The organism is Bradyrhizobium sp. SZCCHNS2022, assembly GCF_032377575.1.
Classification (GTDB): Bacteria; Pseudomonadota; Alphaproteobacteria; order Rhizobiales; family Xanthobacteraceae; genus Bradyrhizobium; species Bradyrhizobium aeschynomenes.
The window spans coordinates 5,169,008-5,191,103 of sequence record NZ_JAUHHZ010000001.1; the positions used below are offsets into that span (position 1 = coordinate 5,169,008).

The 22,096-nt window shown below is 63.0% G+C and carries 12 protein-coding genes and 1 pseudogene; 3 read left to right on the plus strand and 10 right to left on the minus strand.

What is annotated here, in order from left to right; genetic code table 11:
* Nucleotides 1-5: 5 nt before the first annotated feature.
* Nucleotides 6-977, minus strand: a complete 972-nt coding sequence (locus QXZ94_RS23165; RefSeq protein ID WP_315726465.1) for an ABC transporter permease — start codon at nt 975-977, stop codon at nt 6-8.
* A gap of 22 nt (nt 978-999) precedes the next feature.
* Nucleotides 1,000-2,877 carry an AMP-binding protein gene (locus QXZ94_RS23170; protein ID WP_315722343.1) on the minus strand — a complete coding sequence of 626 codons (1,878 nt, stop codon included), beginning with the start codon at nt 2,875-2,877 and terminating at the stop codon, nt 1,000-1,002.
* Nucleotides 2,878-3,129: 252 nt separating this feature from the next.
* Between QXZ94_RS23170 and QXZ94_RS23175 the strand changes: the two genes are divergently transcribed.
* Nucleotides 3,130-4,074 carry a helix-turn-helix domain-containing protein gene (locus tag QXZ94_RS23175; protein WP_172111464.1) on the plus strand — a complete coding sequence of 315 codons (945 nt, stop codon included), beginning with the start codon at nt 3,130-3,132 and terminating at the stop codon, nt 4,072-4,074.
* Nucleotides 4,075-4,617: 543 nt separating this feature from the next.
* Here QXZ94_RS23175 and QXZ94_RS23180 read toward each other — a convergent pair.
* From QXZ94_RS23180 to QXZ94_RS23210, 7 genes are all read right to left on the minus strand, one after another.
* Nucleotides 4,618-4,938 (minus strand): DUF736 domain-containing protein, encoded by a 321-nt coding sequence (locus tag QXZ94_RS23180; protein WP_172111465.1) that lies wholly within the window; start codon nt 4,936-4,938, stop codon nt 4,618-4,620.
* An 863-nt stretch (nt 4,939-5,801) separates the two neighbouring features.
* On the minus strand, nt 5,802-6,737 hold the full coding sequence (locus QXZ94_RS23185) for a DUF2493 domain-containing protein (RefSeq protein WP_315722344.1): 936 nt from the start codon (nt 6,735-6,737) through the stop codon (nt 5,802-5,804).
* 337 nt (nt 6,738-7,074) lie between these two features.
* On the minus strand, nt 7,075-8,124 hold the full coding sequence (locus QXZ94_RS23190; protein WP_172111467.1) for a toprim domain-containing protein: 1,050 nt from the start codon (nt 8,122-8,124) through the stop codon (nt 7,075-7,077).
* Nucleotides 8,124-12,437: a strawberry notch family protein gene (locus tag QXZ94_RS23195; protein ID WP_315722345.1), complete on the minus strand. Its 4,314-nt coding sequence runs from the start codon at nt 12,435-12,437 to the stop codon at nt 8,124-8,126. Before QXZ94_RS23195 ends, QXZ94_RS23190 begins: the two co-directional genes overlap by 1 nt.
* 202 nt (nt 12,438-12,639) lie before the next feature.
* Nucleotides 12,640-14,766: a ParB/RepB/Spo0J family partition protein gene (locus QXZ94_RS23200; protein WP_315722346.1), complete on the minus strand. Its 2,127-nt coding sequence runs from the start codon at nt 14,764-14,766 to the stop codon at nt 12,640-12,642.
* A 107-nt stretch (nt 14,767-14,873) separates the two neighbouring features.
* Nucleotides 14,874-15,830: an ArdC family protein gene (locus QXZ94_RS23205; protein WP_315722347.1), complete on the minus strand. Its 957-nt coding sequence runs from the start codon at nt 15,828-15,830 to the stop codon at nt 14,874-14,876.
* A 309-nt stretch (nt 15,831-16,139) separates the two neighbouring features.
* On the minus strand, nt 16,140-19,496 hold the full coding sequence (locus tag QXZ94_RS23210; RefSeq protein WP_315722348.1) for an autotransporter domain-containing protein: 3,357 nt from the start codon (nt 19,494-19,496) through the stop codon (nt 16,140-16,142).
* 611 nt (nt 19,497-20,107) lie between these two features.
* On the opposite strand from QXZ94_RS23210, the gene QXZ94_RS23215 reads away from it, so the two are divergent.
* On the plus strand, nt 20,108-20,515 hold the full coding sequence (locus QXZ94_RS23215) for a hypothetical protein (protein ID WP_315722349.1): 408 nt from the start codon (nt 20,108-20,110) through the stop codon (nt 20,513-20,515).
* A gap of 39 nt (nt 20,516-20,554) precedes the next feature.
* Here the strand turns inward: QXZ94_RS23215 and QXZ94_RS34445 are convergent.
* Nucleotides 20,555-20,692: pseudogene (locus tag QXZ94_RS34445) on the minus strand (TRCF domain-containing protein); the annotation flags it as partial.
* Between the two features lie 108 nt (nt 20,693-20,800).
* Here QXZ94_RS34445 and QXZ94_RS23220 point away from each other — a divergent pair.
* The gene (locus QXZ94_RS23220; RefSeq protein ID WP_315722350.1) at nt 20,801-22,018 is read left to right on the plus strand and encodes an ISAzo13 family transposase; all 1,218 of its coding nucleotides are present in this window, start codon (nt 20,801-20,803) and stop codon (nt 22,016-22,018) included.
* Nucleotides 22,019-22,096 lie beyond the last annotated feature (78 nt).

The window sequence follows — 22,096 nt, forward strand, 5'->3', positions numbered from 1 at the left end:
CTGAACTAGATGTCGCCCTGCTGGGCCGTTTCTTCATTTCTCGGATTCAACATCGTATCGGTGATCACCGCGATCAGCAGGACGAGACCCTTGATCAGGTTCTGCCCGGCGTAAGGAATATCCAGAATCGTCATGCCGTTCAGCATGGTCCCGATCAGCAGCGTGCCAATGATGACGTTCAGGACACCGCCACGGCCGCCGGACAATCCGATGCCCCCGAGCACGACGACGAGGATCACGTCGTAGATCATGGTCGAGTTGAAGATCCGGGTCGGCATCGAGTTGACCGATGCCGCCATGACGAGACCGGCAAAGCCGCCGATCACCGCCGCGAGCACATATTGCAGCACGACGATCGGGCGCGAGGGAATGCCGGTCACCCGTGCGGCGAACGGATTGTCACCGACCGCATAGATAAAGGCCCCCCAACGGGTCTGACGCAGAAGAATGAACACCGCGATTGCGGCGATTGCAAACATCACGATCGACGTCGGAATACCGAGGATGCTGCCCTGTCCGAGTCGCTCGAATCCCGCCATGCCGTCGCTCCACTGGACGACATCCAGCCGGAACAGCGCCGCTTGCCCAAGTCCTGCAACGAACAGCCCGGTTGCGAGGGTTGCAAACAGCGGCGGCACCTCCGCATAAGCGATCAGCCAGCCGTTGGCGAGGCCGATGGCGGCGGCCAGGAGGCCGGCTGCAAGCAAGGAGACCGGCAACGAGTGACCACTCTGCACCATCTGCAGGACGAGACCACCCGGGACGGCGAGGGAGGCGATCAGCGACAGGTCGATGCCGCGCCCGATGACGACGATGGCCATCGCCAGGCCCAGAATGCCGAGAACGGCGACATTCTGCAGCAGCGTAAGCATGTTGTCAGCTGTCAGGAAACCCTTGAGGAAGACCGAGAAGGCGACGAACAATGCTGCGAAGACGGCGAAAACGATCTCCTGTTGACCAAGCCGAAAATTCTTCATCGTTGCTCTCACCAATTCCCGACTATGTCCGCCCGCGTGGTGCTGCACTTTCAACGCGATAGGTCTGCGGTAGCGCAGACAGGCTCTCTGCAAGCAGGCCCAGCGCAACCTCGTCGATGGCTTCGACCAAAACGCAGACGATCGTGCTCAGCCTGTCGTCCTTATGGACCTGGATTTCTGCCGCGGTTGCAGGACCGAATATCCGGTCGATCTCCGTCCTGACCTTCTCCCGCACGGCAAGATCGCGAAGCGTGGGCTTGAAGATCTTGCCCACTGCGGTGACCGGAAGCGCATCCAGCACCACGATGCGCTTCGGGCGCGCTGGGGGTTCATGGACATTCTGCTCGAGGTAATCACGGAGCTGCGCCAGTTCGATCGTCTGCTGAGGCGACGGTACAACGAAAAGAATCGGCACCTCGCCCGCGTAGGCGTCCGGCATCCCAACTGCAGAGCTCATTTGCACACCGGGAAATGCATTGGCGACATCTTCGATGGCGGCCGGATCGATGTTGTGGCCGCTCCGAACGATGAGATCCTTTTCGCGACCCGTGAGAATCAGCCGCTCGTCCGCCGTGAGGTAGCCGATATCGCCGGTCACTATCCAACCATCGTCGGTCAGGACGCCGGCATTGTGCGCGGGATCGACGTATCCGGGGAAGACCTGCGGACCCCTGGCCAGCACCAGCCCACTGGTGAGCGGAGGACACTCCTTGCTCAGCTCCGGGTCGTCGAGTGCCGAGATCTTCGTTTGCGAGAACGGCGCCCTGAAACCGACGCTGCCCTGAAGCGGTTCACCGCGCCCCGGGTTGAACGCGATCGCCGCCGCGGTCTCAGTCATCCCGTAGGTTTCGAACAACCTCACTCCCGTCCTTGCCTGGAAACGGTCACCGACCGCTTTCGGGAGGACCGCACCTCCGGTCAGCGCCATCCGGACCGAGCTGATATCACAGGACCCAACCGGCACCTCGGCCAGAGCCGCGATGGAGGTCGGCACGCCGCTTGCGATCGTTACGCGGTGTCGCGCGACGGTGTGCCAATAATCACGTAAGGTCTCCGGGCTTCTCAGGCCGTAGGGCGAGGGAAGGATCACGTGGCCACCAGCGGCTAGAATCGACAGACCCGCGGTGATGGTGCCACCGACGTGAAAGAGCGGAAACCCGTTCAGCGCGATGTCGTACTCGTCGAGCCCGTGAACCTGAGCGAATCCCCATGCCGCGTGGATCTGATTGCCATGCGTCAGGCGGACGAGCTTCGGACGTCCGGTCGTTCCTCCCGTGTGGAAGAGCGCGCACACCGACCGCCGATCATTTGACGTTTCAAAATCGAGCACATCTCGCTGCCTCGAAGCGGCTTCGCCAAAGGCGATCAATCGACCCGTCGCCTCGCGGCTTTCGCCGAGAACGAGGATCTTCTGCAAAGATCCGACCCGGGCCGCGATCTTGTTCGCCTTGTGCCAGATCGCCGGATCGTCGGCTTCCGACGGGATCACAAGTAGCGCTGTCTTCTGCGCTTCGAGGAGATCGACGATCGCGTCCTCGCTCAGCAGATAGTTGATCGAGCTCGCGACGCCTGCGACCTGAGCGCCGAGCAAGGCCGGAAACACCTGCGGCAGGCTCGGACAGAGGAATGCAACGGTCGGTCCATCCGGTCTGATGCCGGATGCCCTGAACAAGTTCGCCGCGCGGGATATGGCGGCCAGCAATTGACGGTGCGTGAGGCTGACCTCGCGGGATTCGCGAGGTATCAGAACGGTCAGTGCATGCCGATACGGATGCAATCGGGCGGTTGCCTCGAACAGGTGATAAAGATTGCGAGCAGGTACGAGGGCGTCATATGGTATCCGCTCCAACGCCACGATGTCGGCAATGGACCCGACCGGGCGCGTGAACCTCGTCGTCATCGGTGAAGACGGGCCTCCCCCCATTGCTGCGGTCCCTCGTACGGCAAGTCGAGCACGCCTACCTCGGCGCCCGCGACTGCTTCCTCCCGTCTTGTTCTTAGCTTGCCGTCCCGAGCGACGCTTGCCTCGGAGCGCAAAGCTCTTGCATGCCCGCGCAAAGTTGGCTTGCGTAGAGCTGCTGGGCTACTAGAATTGCAGCACGTCCCTTGTGCGATGCAAAATGCAGCTTGGACTGCTCGCGATGGATGACCGATGGAGCTCGTGTTCACAACGGAAAGCCTCGAGCCTTCCAAACGCTACGCTGCCTGGCAAGGCGCCATTTGCGACGTCTATGTCCATGTCGACGTCGAGGCGGAGCAACGATCCGACTACCAGGGCTTCATCCGGGAAGCACGATTTGGCGTGTTGACGATGACCGACGTATTGCTGTCGGAGCAGCGGATATCACGACGACAGCGGCATATCGCCAGGCTCGACAAGGACTGCTACTATGTCGAGTTTGTTCAACACGGCAAGGTCAATGTCCTTCAGGCAGGCCAGACGCTGAATTCCAGCCCGCATGTAGGTGCAATCTTTTCCGCGGCCGAAGCCTACGATCTGGAGTGTATCGGGAAGGTTCGATCCCTCTACCTCGAGATTCCACGCAAAGACTTTTCGTTGCGTTTCAGCGAGAACCGTATTCCGGTTGCAATGACCATTGCGACCGGACGCGGTCTTGGCCGGATTGCAGCCGAATTCTGTTCGACATTGGCATCGGAAGCATCGTCGGTTGACGAAGCGGCAAGATCGCGGCTCGGCGACGAGCTGATGGATGTCCTGGCTCTCGCATTGGACATGGGCGACAAGGACCAATTTTCAGAGGATGCCACGGCTCAAAAGGCTCGTCTGCGCTCTGTCAAAGCCTGGATCGAGGAACATCTCACCGACCCCGGTCTTTCGCTCGAGAAGATCGCTAGGAATAACGGGATCTCGCTCAGACACCTTCACTATCTTTTTCGAGTCACGGACATGTCGGTGTCCGAGTGGATTCTCGACCGGCGGCTGCAACGGTCCTACGATATGCTAGCGCGACTTGAGCAGCCCGTGCTGTCGGTGACCGAGGTCGCCTACCAGCTGGGATTCAGCAGTTCGTCACACTTCAGCACCGTGTTCCGACGGAAATTTGGGCATAGCCCATCCGAGCTACGCCGACGATAGGCCGATTCTCACCGGCCGAGCGGCTCATGAGGCACTCCGCCGAGTTCCGGCACGTCCTCGCCGCCCAGACCATCATACATCGAGCCACTGGCTCGACAGCTCGACCTTCGAGCAGTTGTGCTGCCAAAAGCAAGGCACGTCAGGCCAGCGCAACGAGCAGACGCTGATCAGCCTCCAGGTCGTGGACCATCTCTACACCGGAGAGCCGTTCGAAGACATTCCGGTCGAGAGATAGCGCTGACAGGCGCAACGGACTTTGCAGCGCGCGTCAGCGCGTGAGGCGTCATCGGCAGCCGACGCAGCCCGGGGGCGTGGCAGTCCCGTCGAGAATCGATGGTGAGCCCGATGGTGCCCGACAGGAGATAGCCCTGATGGGTGATGAGATCGACCGTCTCGTCGAGCAGAAGGTGAGATGGCCGTCATCCCGCGGCGTCCTGACGGCTGACGCGGCTCGGATCGAGATGAGACCTGCGGAGGTTGCTCTCATCCCATGCCCGAGAGCGGGCCCCGCCCGATTGATTCGGGCGGGGGATGATCAGCTCCTCACTCTGCCACCTTCCGTGGCCGCGACCAGAGGAGCGTGTAGCCCTCGCCGCCCTCGTCTTCGAACAGGTTGGCGTAGATCGGGGCGTTGAAGGAGGGATCGTCGAGCTTGAGCGAGAGATAGTCGCGCCCTTCCTCGGACCGGCGGGCCCAGGCGGCTCCGATCTCGACGCGACCAGTGTAGACCCGGTGGCTGGGAGCGTTCTCGCTGGAGCGATTGGTCTCGGAGACGATCCGCACGCCTTTCGCTTTGAGGTTCAGGGTAATGATCTCGCCCTGGAAATCGTCGCCGACCTTCTTGAAGGAACCGATGGAAGCCATGTTGTCTCTCCTTGGCTGTTCGGGCCGCGACCACCGCGGCCTCGATGGCACATCTCGACGGAAGGCGAGCGACGGCGCACCCGCGAGGGCTGCAGCGATAGTGGAAGACGCCGCCGGCCGACTTTGTTGTCCCGCGAGGAATGGGCGAAGCCCAGGGGAAGAAAGTTGGCACGCGGCGTTGCGCATAGGCGATCGAGGCGAAGCCGATCTTCAGTCAGATCAAGCCATCACGAGGCAAGGTGCGTCACCGCCTGATCAGCTCACAGGAGAGACATGGTGCACCGAGGCTGCACAAGAGATCGGAACGACCAGGCGAAGGATCAGAAGTCACCGAGAAGGAAAGCGTGTGCCGGTATCGTCCCCTCGCCCTACCGACGTCGTCGCATCCGGAGGGACGCCTGAGACCGTCGAGATCGGAGCCGCCGGTCCGTTGGTTTGCAAGGCGTAGCTATCCCCCGCTCACGCATGACGCTCCCTCCTTCAACGCCCCGATCTGCGCGCATGTCTTCGAGGATGAAGCCGGCGAAGTCTTGAGGCCCGGCGGCTGGCAGACGCGCTGAACGAGCCGGACCATGATGATCATGTTCGGAGCGAGACGGGCGGCAAGCTCCATGGACACGCAACCGGTGCAAGTCGGCGGTACCGCCGGGGCGTTTCAGGCCAGTCGAGACGTGATCCTTGCCGCGGCCAATTGTCGTCGGTGGTCGGCAAGCGCCAGACGGCCATGACGTCCATTCTTGCGACCTCACATAAAAGCGGTTGCAAGCAGAAACGCATTCGGATGATGAGTGCAGAGAGATGCCTGGGATAATAGCGCCCGCCGCTGCACCAAGCAGCCAACGGGTTTGCAGAGTTGACGGCGCTCACGCGCCGCCTTGCCCGAAGCTCCACACCGGAATGCCAAGCCTGCGCGCCTTGTCGGCGAGGTTGCCTTGGATTCCAGATCCGGGAAAGACCATGACGCCGATTGGGAGTGTTTCCAGCAGGGCGTCGTTGCGCTTGAAGGGAGCTGCCTTGTTGTGCCGGGTCCAATCCGGCTTGAAGGCGATCTGTGGCACCTTGCGGTTGGCCGCCCACTTCGAAGCGATCAACTCGGCGCCTTTCGGCGAGCCGCCATGCAGAAGAACCATGTCCGGATGCTTGGCGTAAACCCTGTCGAGCCGATCCCAGATCAGTGCGACGTCGTTGAAATCCGGTCCGCCGGTGAGTGCTATCTTGGGACCCTGTGGGATCATCACCGCAGATTCGGCCCTGTGCTTGGCCGCAAGGAAATCGCGGGAGTCGATCATGGCCGCCGTCAGCGTGCGGTGGTTGACCTGCGATCCAGATCGCGGCCGCCAGGGTGACCTGGTGTGGAGCTCGAAAGCCTCGGCGGCGAGATCGCGGAAGAGCTCCATGGTGTTGCGGCGCTCGACCAGCGACACGCCCTCCGAGATCAGGCGCTCGAGCTGGACTGAGCGGACCTCCGAGCCGTTCTGCTCGCGCTGGCTCGAGCGCTGCGCCTGCTCGTTGTCGTCGAGCTCACGCTCGATGCGCATCGTCGCGCGATGAAACAGGTTGACCGTCGACCACAAGAGGTCCTTCAGCTCGGGCTCGAGGCGGGTGTCCGAGAGCGTCGCGACCAGGGCGTCAAAGATGTCGGCAACCGCGCCGGCGATCATCCTGCCCTCGGGCAGCGGCCGCGGATCAGGCTCGTCGTCGAACGGCCGGTAGCCATGCAGCTGGAGTTCGGTCAGAGCGTCGCCGGTCGTTGATTGAATGTCGCGCAGCTCATGCGTCTCGTCGTTCGGAGTGGACATGGGGACCTCGTCTGTGATCGTCAGAGCCGCGCCCATCGCGGCCTTCGATAGCGATCTCCAAGACGACGGGCGGCCCGGACCAGAACCCGCTGCCCTCGAGCAGCGGGCCGGAGCGACAGCGGAGGATGGCGAGCCGCAGCTATTTTGCCTCGCGATGCAAAGGCCCGCTTGCGGGCTGGCGGAAAATAGCTGCGAACCGCCATTGCCGGACCGGACCGGCTGACGTCCGATCGCCTCTGAAGAAGGCCCTCGGCGCGGCCCTCTGAGGCATGGACGAGATCCCCTTGCCCACGCACGCGCCACCGACGCCGACCGGCACCCAAGCAGACGCCGGACGCTAGGCCGGACCCGCGCCCATCAATCTGACGACGTCCTCAGGCAGCAGCTGAGAAAGTAGCATTTCCCGAAGCGGGCCCTTGCCATATGCGCGGAGATCCTCGTTGAAGTCTTCGAGGAGCGGACAAAGCGCGATCGCCTCGATGCCGGCGTCCAACGCACGTGTTGTCAGCGCTTTCGCCGCATTGATACCAGCCGCATCGGCGTCGAGCGCGACATAGAGCCGGCGCAGCCTGGCCGGCCACAGCAGCGTTGCGAGATGATTGGCCGAGAGTGCCGCAGCAACCGGCAAGCTCGGCAGCACCGTTCGCAGCGACAGCAAGGTCTCGATGCCCTCCCCGGCCGCCAGCACATCATTAGCGGAGCCGAAGCGAACAGCATGTCCGAGCAGATCGCCCATCGCCCGCCGCGGCGTATCGATCGGCGCCTTGCCAAGTCTGCGAGCGTCGAAGCCGCCGGGATCGAGCCAGGTCCGATGGACGCCGGTGATGCGGCCATCAAGATCCGTCACGGCGGCAATCAGCGCCGGCCAAGTCTCGATCGTGTCCGTGTCATCGGGGCGATAGAAGCAGCGCGGATGGAAGCGGAGGGTATCGGCGCTGACCGGCGAATCAATGCTGCGATTTGCGAGATAGGTCTCTCCGAGCGTCCCAGGCAGCGGCTGCGCCATTGCAAATAGACGTCGGGCCGCTTTAGTCATGTCGCGCGAGCGCATGGCCTTGATCTCAACGCGCGGCTCTCGCTGCCATCGAGGCAGCTTCAAGAACCGGCGCGCCTCCTCGGCAATCTCGCGAAAGCTCGTCAGGCCACACGTCGTCCCGATGATGTCGAGGAGATCGCCATGCTCGCCGGTCGCGGCATCCACCCATTTGCCGGCCGCTCCTCTCGATGAGGCATGCAGCCGCACGAACAGCGAGCGGCCGGCCGTATTGCTGACGTCGCCAACCAGCCAATAGCGGCCCTCGCGCCTGCCGTTGGACAGATAGTGACGACAGACCGCCTCGGCCTCACGCGCGAGCCGGCCTGCCAGTTCGGATGCCTCGCGTGCCATCACGTTCGCTCCCGCCCGCGGACTCCTGCAACCGGAAACCGCTCCAGAACCTTGGCCAGGACCGCAGCGCCGCTCGGATCGGTCGGTACGAACATCCTGAGCTTCCAGGAGATGATCTCAGCGAACATCCCATAGGCCCGGAGACAGTCCATGAGGCCTTCAGCTAAGCCCGAGAGCTCGATGCGATGGACGCCCATGACGCGGACGCGCCGGAGCTGCAGGCCCTCGGCGAGATCGAGCGCGTAATCGTCACGTAGCAGGGCCGCGAACGCCTGCTCCGGCGCAAGCGCGGGAGCTTCCGCCGACATGGCAGAGTCCCAGCCGAGCGGGACCTTACGACCGATGATGCGCTCGCCCGCGTCGGTCTGAAGCCGGTAGACGCGCGTGAACTCCGCAGGAAGGCGCCTCCAGATCGGCAGCAACAGGCCCGTGACGAGATAGATCGTGCTCGTCGTGAACTCCGGGACCGACGCGAGCTGCGCGCTCCAGGCCGCCTTGAACTGCTCATGATCCGCTTCCACCCAATCGTGGTCAGCGAGTTTGGCGAGCGGCAAAGTCTGGCGTCCCGTCGGCCCCACGAGATGGACGCGTGGCTCGATCTCTCCGTCGTCGAGCAGCAAGCTCAGTGCCGGCAGCTGGATCGCGGCACGACTGGATCGGACGTTACGCAGCGCAACGGCGCGGCGCTGCAGGAGCCGCTCCAAGGCCTCGTTCAGCGGCATCGGCCGGTTGCGGTCACGCTGGGTGATGGTGACGAGATCAGTCTCTGCGCCGGTGGCCGGATGGGTGTAGATCGTCCGCCTCCCGGTGACGACGAAGCTCTCGGCGCGCAGCGTCTCCAGGCCGACGTCGTGGGTCCCGGAGGCGATGGCGCCCTCGATACGTGCCGCAAGCAATTGTTCGAACACCGTGAACAGGATGTTCTGCAACTCGATGGTCAGCGCCAGCAGCCGGTTCAGGAAGGTCGTGATCGGCGGCAGCTCATCACGCAGACCATTCTCGTCCGTCAGCTTCAATCCCGTCGCCTGCTCGAACCGCTGCAGCGAGCAGCTGCCGACCTGGCCGCGGACCAGAAGCCCATAGAGCTGGCGCAGGGCATCGCGGGCGTGCGGACTTTCGAGATTGTCCTCGGGGCGGAATAGCCCCTGGCCGCCGGTCTGGCGCTGGCCGCGGGTGATGGCGCCGAGCGTATCGAGCCGACGCGCAATCGTGGAGAGGAAGCGCTTCTCGGCTTTCACGTCGGTCGCGATCGGGCGGAACAGCGGCGGCTGTGCCTGGTAGGTGCGGTTGGTTCTTCCTAGCCCCTGGATCGCAGCGTCAGCTTTCCAGCCAGGCTCCAGCAGATAATGCACCCGCAGCCGCTTGTTCTTCGCCGACAGCTCGGCGTGATAGCTGCGACCGGTACCTCCTGCATCCGAGAACACCAGGATGCGCTTCTGGTCATCCATGAAGGCCGCGGCCTCCGCCAGATTCGCCGAGCCGGCCCTGGTCTCAACCGCAAGCCGATCACGGATGCGGACGATCCGCCTGGAACGGCCGGTCACCTCGGCGACCACATCGGTACCGAAGCGCTGGACGATCTGGTCAAGCGCGCCGGGCACGGGCGCAAGCGAGGCGAGGCGCTCGATCATCTCCTGCCGCCGCGCCACCGCCTCACGGCTCTCGACCGGCTGGCCATCGCGTGTGACAGGCCGAGAGGACAGATTGCCCTCGCCGTCGGTGAATGGCTCATAGAGCTGGACCGGGAAGGAATGGGCGAGATAGTCGAGAACGTACTCGCGAGGCGTGATATCGACCTGGACGTCGCCCCACTCCTCCGTCGGGATTTCGGAGAGCCGGCGCTCCATCAAGGCCTCCCCCGTCGAGACGATCTGGATGACCGCGGCACAGCCGGCGTCGAGATCCCGCTTGATCGCGTTGATCAGGGTCGGCGTCTTCATCGAGGTCAGAAGATGCCCGAAGAAGCGCTGCTTGGCGGACTCAAACGCCGAGCGCGCCGCCGACCTGGCCTGGGCGTTCAGCGTTCCGTTTGCCCCCGTGATGTTGGCCGCGCGCATCGCGGCCTCGAGATTGTTGTGAATGACCGCGAACGCCTCGGCGTAGGCATCGTAGATCCGCACCTGTTCATCCGTGAGGCGGTGCTCGAGCAGCTCGTATTCCACGCCCTCGAAGGACAGCGACCTCGCTGCATAGAGACCGAGCGCCTTGAGATCCCTGGCCAACACCTCCATCGCCGCGACTCCCCCCTCCTCGATGGCCGCCACGAAATCCGCACGCGTCGCAAACGGGAAGTCGGCGCCGCCCCACAGTCCCAGACGCGGGGCATAAGCGAGATTGTGGATGGTGGTCGCGCCCGTTGCCGAGACATAGACGACGCGGGCATTGGGCAGCGCATGTTGCAATCTCAAGCCGGCCCGCCCCTGCTGTGAAGCCGCCTGCTCGCCCCGATCGCCTCTGATGCCCGCGGCGTTCTGCATCGCATGGCTCTCGTCGAAGACGATCACGCCATCGAAGTCGCGCCCCACCCAATCGACGATCTGGCGGACGCGGGAAAGCTTCTCGCCCCTCTCGTCGGTCCGTAGCGTGGCGTAGGTCGTAAAGAGGATGGCGTCATCGAGCCGGATCGGAACGCCCTGGCGGAAGCGCGACAGTGGCGTCACCAGGAGTCGCTCCATTCCGAGCGCAGCCCAATCGCGCTGCGCGTCCTCGATCAGCTTGTCGGACTTGCTGACCCAGATCGCGCGGCGCCGGCCCTTCAGCCAATTGTCGAGCAGAATACCTGCGACCTGGCGGCCCTTGCCGGCGCCGGTCCCATCGCCGAGGAACCAGCCGCGCCGGAAGCGCACGGCCTGCTCGGCGTCCTCGCTGGCCGCACGCACGTGCTCGAACGTCTCATCGACGATCCACGAGCCGGCGAGGAATCCGCCATGCGCCTCGCCGGCATAGATGAGGCTCTCGAGCTGCGCATCGGAAAGGACGCCGTTGGTGACGAGCGGAGGCAGCACATGCGGTCGATAGGTCGGTTTGGGCGGCACGACCGAGGCCATCGCCGCCGATTGCACCAGCTTGGTCGGATGGGGTTTCGCCTCCGGGATCCGGATCGATTGCAGCTGATACGGTTCATAGAGCGCCTCGGTCAGGCGAGGCCCGTCCTCGGACGGATCATCCACGGGTTCATACGCAAGCTCGCAGCCGACCGGCTCACGCGACGGCGCCGGTGAAGGATCGCGAGCAGCCCGCGGGATGCGTCCTGCTCTCGGAAGGGGACCGACACACTCGCTGGCCTGCGAGATGAAGTGACCCGCCATCGGCAGCCGCGGTGGCACGAGCGCCGTGATCCAATCGAGCAAGGTCCTGACGTCGGGCGCTATCCCCGCCGACTGCGGAAGGACGCGAGGATCAGGCGCTGGCTGCTTGTCGATCACGATCAGGCGCGTGGCGATCGTCGTGCCTTGTCGTGCATAGACCGCTCCATCGATCGCAGCAGAGAATACGAGGCGACCTCGCTCCTGCAGGCGCACGAAGTCGCCCGTCCATGCCGGATTATCCGGGGCGAAACCGGCGGCTGTGATGGCAACCAGGCGCCCGCCCTCTCCAAGCCGCCCCAGTGCCGATGAAAGGTGGCGCAGCGTCGTATCGCCCTGGGGACGATCCACATTCACCGTTGCCGAGAACGGCGGGTTCATCAGGACCACGCTAGGAACGCAAGCCGCATCGAGATAGTCATCGATCTGCGCAGCGTCGAAGCGCGTCACGGCCACACTTGCGAACACCAGATCGAGCAAAGCGGCACGGCTTGCGGCGAGTTCGTTGAGCAGAAGCGAACTACCCGCGAGCTCGGCGAAGATGGCCAGGCTCCCCGTCCCTGCCGAGGGCTCGAGCACGCGATCGGCCGATGTCACTAGCGCCGCCGCGGCCGTGGCAAGCGCCAACGGCAGCGGCGTCGAGAACTGCTGAAGGGTCTGGCTCTCCATCGAGCGCTTGGTATGGCTCGGCAGAAGCGCTGCAATCTTGCCGATCATCGGCAGCAAGGCTGAGGCCACGCCATTGCTGGCCTTGATCATCGCGGGACCGTATTTCGCCAAAAACAGAACGGCGGCGATCTCGCAGGCCTCGTACGCCGTCTTCCAGTCCCAGCTGCCTTCGGCATCACTGGCGCCAAAGGCGGTCTGCATGGCGTGGCGCAGGCACTTCGCATCGATGCGCTCGCCGCGGGCAAGGCTTTGGAGCAACAGCTCGGCCGCACGATGGATGGCTTTGGCGCGTGCGAGGAGTGCGAAGGAAGCCGTACGGCTGCTCGTCTCGGTGACCATGGCAAAGAACCTCAAGGGAGAGCGAGGATGCGGAACGGCCGCCGAACGCTCTCTCTTGTCGGGCGACCTCAACCTGCGCGGCCCCACCTCTCTCACTCTCGTCTCTGCTCAGTTCACCGGGGACCTGCATGACAAAGCCCGGCCGAACTGGCCGGGCTTCCATCATCGATATCTTCACACGCGAGCCGTTCCGAACCGGGGGTCACTCCGCAAGGACAATCTCGTCGACTTCCTCAGCGCCCTCCGTCGCCTCCTCGTCCTCGCTGAGGAAAGCCGGGAGGCTGTCGCCACCTTCGCCTTCAGCTGCCGGTGCGACATCGGTCTCCGCTCCTCGCAGCGGCTCCGGCAACCAGCCGCTGCCGTCGAGCAGCCGCTCAGCTTCGCGCGCCATGTCCGGTTTCTTGAGGTGCTCGATGAGCTGGGCCGAGGCCTCGCCCTTGGCCTCGCGCACGGTTTGCAGGATCCGATGCTTGGTCACGCGCCCGAGATAATTACCCACCGTAGGCGTCCAGCCGGCCGTGATCATGTCGAGCCTGACCGCGCGCGACAGCCGGTCCGCCTGTTCGAGGCGACCACGAACGCCATGCGCAGACAGACGCCCTTGATGCACCCGGTTGGCCGGCTCAGAAATCGCGTTCACCGCCTGCGCGGCGCAATGCGCGAAGAGCTCGGCCTGCGCCGTCCCATCCATCGCCGTCAGGACCGCCCAGAGGTCCTTGTCGCTCGCCGGCAGCTTGGCTTTCCAGGCCGCGTGGCGGGCGGCAATCGCCTTTGCCGGGATGCTGTCCTGCAGACCCGGCGGCTGCTCCGGAAAGCTCGGGCTACGCAGCGAGATCTCGAGGCAATTGAGCGCCGAGCCGAACGGATAGAACACCGCCAGCGCGAAGCTGTGCAGCACCGCCTGGAAGGCGATCGACGGCTGCCGACCCAGCGCATCGCGCAAAGCGAGTGTGCGGTAGGCCGAAAGCTCGCTGATCAGCCGTTCCGGCAGAGGCCGTTCGACATCCTCCGCCTCCTCATCCGGCACCTCGCTCTGGCCGCCGCCGATCACGATGGTCGGCGCCGTTGTCCTGACCTCAGCTTCCGGAGTGCCGGCCCGGCTTTCGCTCCCCGCACCAGCTTCCGCATCCAGGTGGTCGCTGGTCGCGACTGCCTCATCCTCAGGGCGGACAAAGCCGCGGGCGACCCGAAGCCGGCCTTCCGAGTCGACGCTGACGAACGCGCCGGCGCGCGCAATGTCTGCCGCATCGAAGATCATGGGCCGCTCCTTGAAGGATTGCAGAGCGGCTTCGATCTCACCGAGGCGCCGATCGACCTCCTCGGGCAGCTCATCGGCCTGACCATGTTCCCCTTCGAGCTTGGCCTGTTCGGCCCTCAACGCTTCAATTGCGGCCTGCTCGCCGACGGTGAGTTCGGCCGGCTCCCCCTGAAGCTCGCGCAAGCCATGGGTATGCCCGAACGGGAAGTCGACGGCGGCCGCGATCCACTTCCAGCCCTCGATGCCGATCCGCTCGGCCTCTGATTGCAGCTTCTCCGTCACGAGGCGATCGAGCAGCGCGGCATCCTGCAGCCAGCCGCCGTCATCGGCCTCGAACAGATCCCGCAGCACCACACCTCCTGCGGCCTCATAGGAGGCGAGCCCCACGAAGAGGACCCTGCGATCGAAAGCCCGAACCGTCCGCTCCGTCAGCTGACGGCGAATCTGGTACGGCGCATCGCAGCCAGAGCGGCTGACCTGGTCCCAGACCTCCTGCTGGCGTGCATGATCGGTCGTGACCGTGAAGGCCATCAGCTGCTCGAGCGTCATCCCATCAGCGGCGTAGACATCGAGCAGCGCTTGGGAGACAGCGGCCAACCGCAAGCGCTGCTTGACGACCGCAACCGCCACGAAATGTCGCGCGGCGATCTCCTCCTCGCTCATGCCGCTGTCGCGCAACGCCTCGAACGCGCGAAATTGATCCAGGGGATGCAGACCGACACGCTGGTCATTTTCGGCAAACGAGTCATCCACAGCCGAGCCGGAGTCGCGAACCACGCAAGGCACGGCTTGCGTCTTGGCCATCCGCTTCTGCTTCACCAGCAGCTCGAGAGCCCGGTAGCGCCTGCCGCCCGCGGGCACTTCGAACATCCCAGTCTCCCTGCCGTCATCATCGAGCAAGGCGCGGACATTCAAGCTCTGCAGCAGCGTTCGCTCGGCAATACTCTCCGCCAGCTCCTCGATTGAAACGCCACCCTTGATCCGGCGAACGTTGGATTGGCTCAGGACGAGCTTGTTGAAAGGAATGTCGCGCGACGGCGACAGCGTGATCTTGTGAGGGGCCTTGGTCATGTCTTGATTCTCCACAACGGGCTGGCCCGGAGCCTCTCTCTCAGGCCTTCAACCCGCCGCAAAGCGCCCCTCACCCTCTCTCTCTTCACTGTCGCCAAACCGAGAGCTCACGCGGGGGCATGATCCGGAGCGTCCGGCTGAGGGAAGTCAGCCGCATCGGGTATCAGGCCGAGGAGATAGTCGGCCACGCGGCTGGCTTGGCTTGCCGCCCGGACAATGGCGCGATTGTCCTCGCGCAGGACGTCGAGCCAACAGCCGAGATAGTCGGCATGGCGCACGGTCGGCACGATGCCGAGCGCCGCGCAGCTGAACGCCGCCGCGATCTCGGCGATCAGCTCCTCAAAGGCATATTTGCGGCTGCCGAACCGGCCCGTGAGATCCCGATTCAGCCGCGAGGCATGACCACTCGCATGGGCAAGTTCATGCAAGGCCGTGCGATGCCAGTTGATTGGCTCGAAGAACACAGCCGGCGGCGGCACCTGCACGAAATCTTCGGCTGGTGCATAGAACGCACGATCACCTCCGATCCGGAAGTCGACGCCACTGTTGGCAATCAGCGTCTCGACCAACGGCTCGATCCGACCCGGCGGCGGAAGCGGTGCCACAGTCGCGATATCATCTGGCAGACCATCGCATTGGTCGGTGTTGAAGACGGTGAACCGCTTCAGAAACGGAATGGCTTGCGCCTCCTCGCCGACCGCGCGGGCACGCTGCCGTTCATCCGACGGCACAAAGCGGTCGGCATAGACGACGGAAACACCGCGCTCGCCCTTGCGGACATGGCCGCCAAGCGAGAGCGCTTGCCGGAAGGTCAACCAGCTCTGGCCCGTCAATCCGCGCTCGATGACAGCCCCCCAGAGGATCAACACGTTGATCCCCGAGTACGGCCGGCCCGTGGCCCCATTGCGCGGCAAGGCGAGCTGAGCCTTTGCTGCTTGCGTCCCCCAAGGCCGAACCCACGGCACCCGGCCAGCCTCCAACTCAGCGATGATCTTGCTCGTGATCTCCTCATAGAGGCTCGCCCGGCTCTCGCCGGCGCGCGCTCCAACTCTCCGTCCCTGCATCGCAGATCTCCGCGACGGGCGCAGCGGAACTCTCTCGCCACTTCGAACCCGTCACGGCCAACCCAGCCTGCACTCTTGCTCTCAACGAGCTCTTCGCGGCGGAAAACCTTCAGCGCGCTTCACGACACCGAAGACGCTGACGGCGTCGGAACAGCTCAAGCGCCTGATCTTGGTTTGGAGCGAATCCAAGCACCATCGTCTTTTGAAGAGCCGTGTGGTTCCGGAGACCGCAACATCTGCTTTCGCTGATACCGATGATCTTGCCGGTGCTGATGGCGGCTCAGCCCTTCGTCGCCTGCTCCGCCTCGGTCACCAGATATGGCGAATAGAGGCTCTACCGGAATAGGAGCGTGTGGTGCTCGAGAACTCCCCGTCGAGGGTCGCAGCCGCGGACCAGCCGTTACGCCACTGTCGTTCGAGACCCAGCGTCGTCAATGCAGCGTTCGGCGCCGGCCGCGCGCCGTTGATCGTAAAGCTCGCCCCGGGCAGTGATTGGAAAGCTGCAGCAATGCTGCGCTCGAGGTTGAAATTATGAGCCCAGGCGATGCGGCCGCGCCAGCTGAGCACGCCATCCGCCTCCCCCAGAGACAAGCCGGTCCGAAGTCCTATTTCGGTCCGATAGTCCGTCACTCGTTTCGCGGCATAGCTCAGGGCGAAAACCGAGGCGCCGGCGACCGACTGCTCAGTGTAGCGAGGCATATCAAGACTGACGGCCTGGCCTGCCGCATAGGGCGTCAGACTAAAATCGCGGACCGCGGGTATTGACAGACGATAGCCGGTTTCAAGGCGTCCGGAATAGGCGTTCACATTGAACGAGGCCTTCAGCCGGTCGATACCCGCGACGGCAATCGTACGGTCCGTCGTCACATCCTGCCAACCATAGGCCAGGGCGGCGTACAAATAAGCGGGTCCGTGGATGTGTTGAAGATAGGCGCCCGCCAGAAAGAGATCAGATCTTCCTGTACCGAGAGCGTCGACCGTGAAACCTGTGCCACCACCGGCAAGAGCAAATCCTGCGACCGTCGCGGGCGTCAATAAATAGTCCACCCCGACCGCGGTCCCGTAGATGCGGCTGGTGGAGCGAGTTGATCCAGCTCCAGCGCTTCCATCCGTCGAGTGTGACCCGCCAAAGCCGTCGCCCCAGACATTCCAGCGCTGCTCGAAAGACGCTGGGTGCCTGGTCATGGATGCAAACGCGCTGTCCACCCTCCGGCCCGCTGCCATGCCCTCCTCGGCATAGGCCTGCGGGCCAGCTCCGCCAACGCCATCGCGTCCGGCATGACCGTGATCGGCGAGCAGGCTGATAAACTGCCCCATCGCATTGAACGTAGCCTGCTGCGGAGCTGACGCGAGCTCTCCCGATACCTGGGTCAGGCCCAACGGCGAAAGTGTGCCGAACACGAGCGGAATACTGCCCGTCGTATCGAAGAACCGCGTCAGGGCGGTGGCAACACTCTGCTGATTTGCAGACAGACCCCCGCCGTAGTTCGGTGCGCTCGGCGGAACGAAGTCGAGCGATAGGTCGAGATGAACGGCATTTGCGTCATAGCTGAGCGCGGATTTGAAGCCAGCCGGGAGGTTGGTATTCGCCAAGGAGGCAAACGTCCCGCTGACGCCGCCACCAGCGGTCAGAATCGTGTAGCGCTTGGCGACGTAGCCTCCTGCCTCGAAGATGGCATCGACCGTTGCCCCGCCCGGGCTCGCGGTGCCACTGATGCTGGCGAAACTCGAGGCCGTCGGATTCAGCTGGATGAGATAGATCGCGCCGGATTGAAACGCCAGATTCCCCACAATTGCCATCGAACTCCCGGCTGCGCCGTTTCCAGGCGCGAAGACGGTGCCATTGTTGATGCTGACCGTGAGCGGATCGATTGTCCCGGTGCCGGTGATCATTCCGGAGTTGAGGTTGACTGCCGAGGTCCCTGTGAGCGCTCCGTCCACCTGAAAAACGCCGCCGTTGATAGTCGTCGCTCCGGTGTAGCTTGCCGTGCCCGCGAGGACGAATGTCCCTGAGCCAGTTTTTGTCAGACCGCCGGCACCGCTGAGATCGAGGTCTGCGGTGCCAGATTGAACGACAAAATCGGTATTGGACGCGATCACACCGTTTCTGACCGTCCCACCCGTCAGAAGGACACCGCCGTTTTGGATCTGAGTGGTCCCACCAAGATCGAGGATCCCGCCTGCGACCAGCGTCGATCCACTCGCTGCGCCGAGCGTAGCGCCGCCCGAAAGCCGCAAGGTGCCCGCGTTGATCACCGTACCGCCGGTGTAGGCGTTGGCAGCGGCCAGGACCATCGTTCCAACGCCGTCGAACACCATCGTTCCAGCAGACCCTCCATCCGAGATCGTCCCTTGCACGGTCTGCGTCGTACCTGCCGGCGCCGCAAAATGTCCGCTTCCGGTGACCTGAAGCGCGTTGCCGATCGCAAAGTCGGAGCTGTTCGCGAAGGAGAGGCTCGTCCCATTCGCCATGGTGAGGGTGCCGCTGCCCAGGGCGTTGTTGTTGGCCACGACCAGGGAGCCCGCGTTCAGCTGCGTTCCTCCTGAATAGGTATTGCTACCCGACAGGATCAGCGCGCCGCTTCCGACCTTCGTCAGAGTGCCACCGGTCCCGGATATCACACCAGACACCTCTGTGTCGGTGTTCAACAGTCCAGTTGTGAGAGTTTTCGAGCCGAGGACATAGCTGCCAGCTCCTGCAATCGACCCAACACTCAAGCCGCTCGACGTCAACCCGGAGATGTCGACGGTCCCGCCGGAACTGGTGACGAGCTGAGCGTTACCCCCACTGCTGCTGCCGGTAAAGCGCGTGACTCCGAAGGCCCCCGTGGTGACGACCGCATCACCCGCCGTCGCCGAATTTTCGAACTGAAGCGTACCGAGATTGCCGGAGACACCGGACACCATGAAGCTCGGGCGATTGCCAGACTGATCGTCAACGCCCGCCCCGCTGATCAGCAGCGACGCCGCACCGCCAGCGTTTCCGGTGACGTTGAACGTATAGGCCGGTGCGCCGCTGAGAAAGGTCAAGCCGGCCACCTCGGTCGATTGCCTGATATCGATCGCGGTCGCAGTCGAGGCACCGAATTGTGCGGTATCCGTCGCGAGGGGGACCGACCCGACAGTCCAGTTCGCGGCCGTATTCCAATCCGAATTGAGGGGGGTCGCACGCCATCCCGGCGCCACGGAAACGACGGTCCGGGTGGCAGCACCAACATCGTTCCAGTTGAACGATGCCGCCGGATTGGTGCTCAGCCACATCTGAATCTGCTGCTGGCTGGGCGTCGACCAATTCACCCATATCCGCTCGAAATTGAGCTGCAGCAAGACATCGTAGGTACCAAAGCCGGGAACGACGTCCGGGACGGAAAAAATCACGCGACACTCCGCCGGCGTACAGTTCGTCCCAGACAAGCTCGCCAGCGTGTAGTGAGCCGTGCCCAGCACACCGCCGGCATCGATCGTGATATTCGCCCCGACCACGTTGAAGGTTGACGGTGAGCCGGCCGATACGGGAATGACGAAACTGGCGGGATTGACCAGAAACTGTCCGCTGCCGCGGGAGGACGTAAAATCGAACTGCCAGAGATCGGTCGCCGAAGCCGGACATGCTGCACAGCACACGGACGCGATCGCGATCACGACGCGAGAAGACACCTGACGCATGAACCACCCCCGGATACCAGATTATCCGAGGTTGCTATTTATGTCATCATGTTACCGTAAGTTTCCAGCAATTCGTGGCCAATCTGCGGCCGCCCCGACACAGCCACCGCACTATCTGATCGACCACCACCACAGGCTCTCGGGTTCGGCCCGGGCGGGCTTCCGCTTGATTTCATGCCAGAGGCAAAAGACGAGGAGCCACCCAGAAAAAGCGAGCCATAGCGCAAGAGCCGGGGTCATTCCCAATTCCGTCGAAAATATAACTAGTTCAAGGCAACCTATTCCGCGGCCGACTGCAGGGCAAGGCTGCCGCTGCGCAAGAGCCCCTGGCCACATCTCTCATCAGGCGCATTCTGCACAGCCAACAACCGACCTGCATTGAAGCCGTCCCGCGGCTCTGACCGGAGATCGCCGGCATCGGCGGTCCCGCGATCATCTTCTAAATTTCGCAAAAGCAGAATTTCTCCTTGCGCCGTCGGGCAAATCAGTGGTTCATAGGGTGCTGGCTCAACTCGTGGAGACAGCAATGACGGAACACACCGGCCCTAAGTCCGACCTTGTTCATATCTCAAAGCTGAATGGCGACTTCCGGCGAAACTACGGACCGCTGCTTGGAGCGTATCTGTATCTTCGTTCCATCGATGCCACCAGTCAGCGCCGTGTTCGGTGGCTGGGGATCCTGTCAGTGCTCGGATCCGCGCTTGCTGCTGTGCTCGCCCGATCTGGTGCCGCCTGGTGACGAGACGATCTACCCGCGACCTGAAACTCGATTGGCGATGCAAGATGTCTTGGAGAGAGATCACGACTACTTTGCAAGATCAGCCTCGTGGAGATCTGCTTGCGGGCTGCCGCGCGAGCGTGTCGAGCTCACGCTGTCACGATGCCGAGTACCAGCAGGTCACGGCGCGTCTCTCGCTATTCGTCCAGAGATCCACGAACTGTTCAACTCTTTGCAAGACCGGCTTGTTGCTGCGCCCGACATGGATGATCCGATTGCCATCGCGCTGCAGCAGCGCTGAGCACGACCTGCGGGTCCGCCCCGGCAGCAGCGTTGCCGCAATCGCGTCTGGTCCGGCATCGAGACGCATGATCCCGCGCTCGCTGCAGACCATCCTGAGCCTGGCGATTGCGAAGAAGTTGCTGGCCTCGGAAGGCAGCGCGCCAAAGCGGCGCAGCGTTTCGTCCTCGACGTCAATCCGGCCAAACGCATCGGTGAACTCCTGCCTTGGAGTTGGAAGACCACCTCTGCTAACCTGGCTGCCTGATTAAGATCCCCAATCCGGAGAGCCCCAAGGAGGGTCGTCATGGCAAAGGGCTCTGACATCCGCATGAGGTGGCAACTCCTGAGCCCCTACCTGAATAGGTCGCAGCGAAGTTTATGGGCTGCTGCTGAGGCTGAAGCGATCGGCTGCGGAGGTGTCGCATTAGTCTCCGGTGCAACAGGCATCTCCCATAAAGCGATATCAACAGGGGTGCTGAAAGTCAGAGCAACCAAATGTTCCGCGGCAGGAAGCTTGGTACCGACAGGAGGATCTTCTCGTTCTGGCAGAAAATTGACCGAAGTCAGTGATCCGCAGATCGAGCAAGTTCTCCAGAAAATGCTGTCAGAGGAAGTTGCCGGCGATCCGATGAGCCAGCAAAGATGGGTGCGTAGCAGCACCCGAAATCTTAGCAGGCGTTTGGGTGAGCAAGGCCATAAAGCCTGCCATCACACCGTCGCGCGGCTGCTGCGAAAAATGGGCTATTCTCTACGGGTCAACTGGAGAAAACGAGATGCGGGAGCGCAGCATCCTGATCGGGATGAGCAATTCAAATACATCGCCGTACTCAAGGATCAGTATATCCGCGAGCAGCTGCCGGTCATTAGCGTCGACACCAAGAAAAAGGAGCTAATCGGAAATTTTAGACGCGAGGGAAAAAGCTGGCGTCGCCAGCCCGTCGAGACGGAACCTCACTTCGCTAGCTATGCGAAATGTGTGGCAGTTCCCTTCGGCATCTACGACATCAATAAGAACAAGGGATACGTTACGGTCGGAACGTCGAACAACACTTCTGCATTTGCTGTCCATTGCCTTGAAACCTGGTGGTGCCATCACGGCCGGTCATTCTATCCGCACAGAAGCCGGCTCCTGATCCTTGCCGACAGCGGTGGCGCTAACGGGTATAATCTTAGGACTTGGAAGAAGGACCTACAAGAAAAGCTGTGCGATGCATGCGGCCTAACGGTCACCGTGTGTCACTACCCGCCAGGTTGCTCCAAATGGAATCCAGTGGAGTATAGGCTGTTCAGCCACATCAGCATGAACTGGGCTGGGCAGCCGTTGCGAAGCCTTGAGGTGATGCTTGCTTTCATCAGAGGCACGACTACCACGGCTGGACTGACCGTGGAAGCTCAACTCGATCAGACGATGTACCTAAAAGGTCGGAAGGTTACAGAACGCCAGCTTACCGAACTTGCGGTGTCGGCTCATGACATCTGCCCATGCTGGAACTACACCCTAACACCGCGTTCGAATTCCTGACTTCACCGTACCTCAGTTCAGTTTTTTTCATTGTGCGGGCGACCACTACTCACAAGCTCGAACAGAGCACCCGTGGGT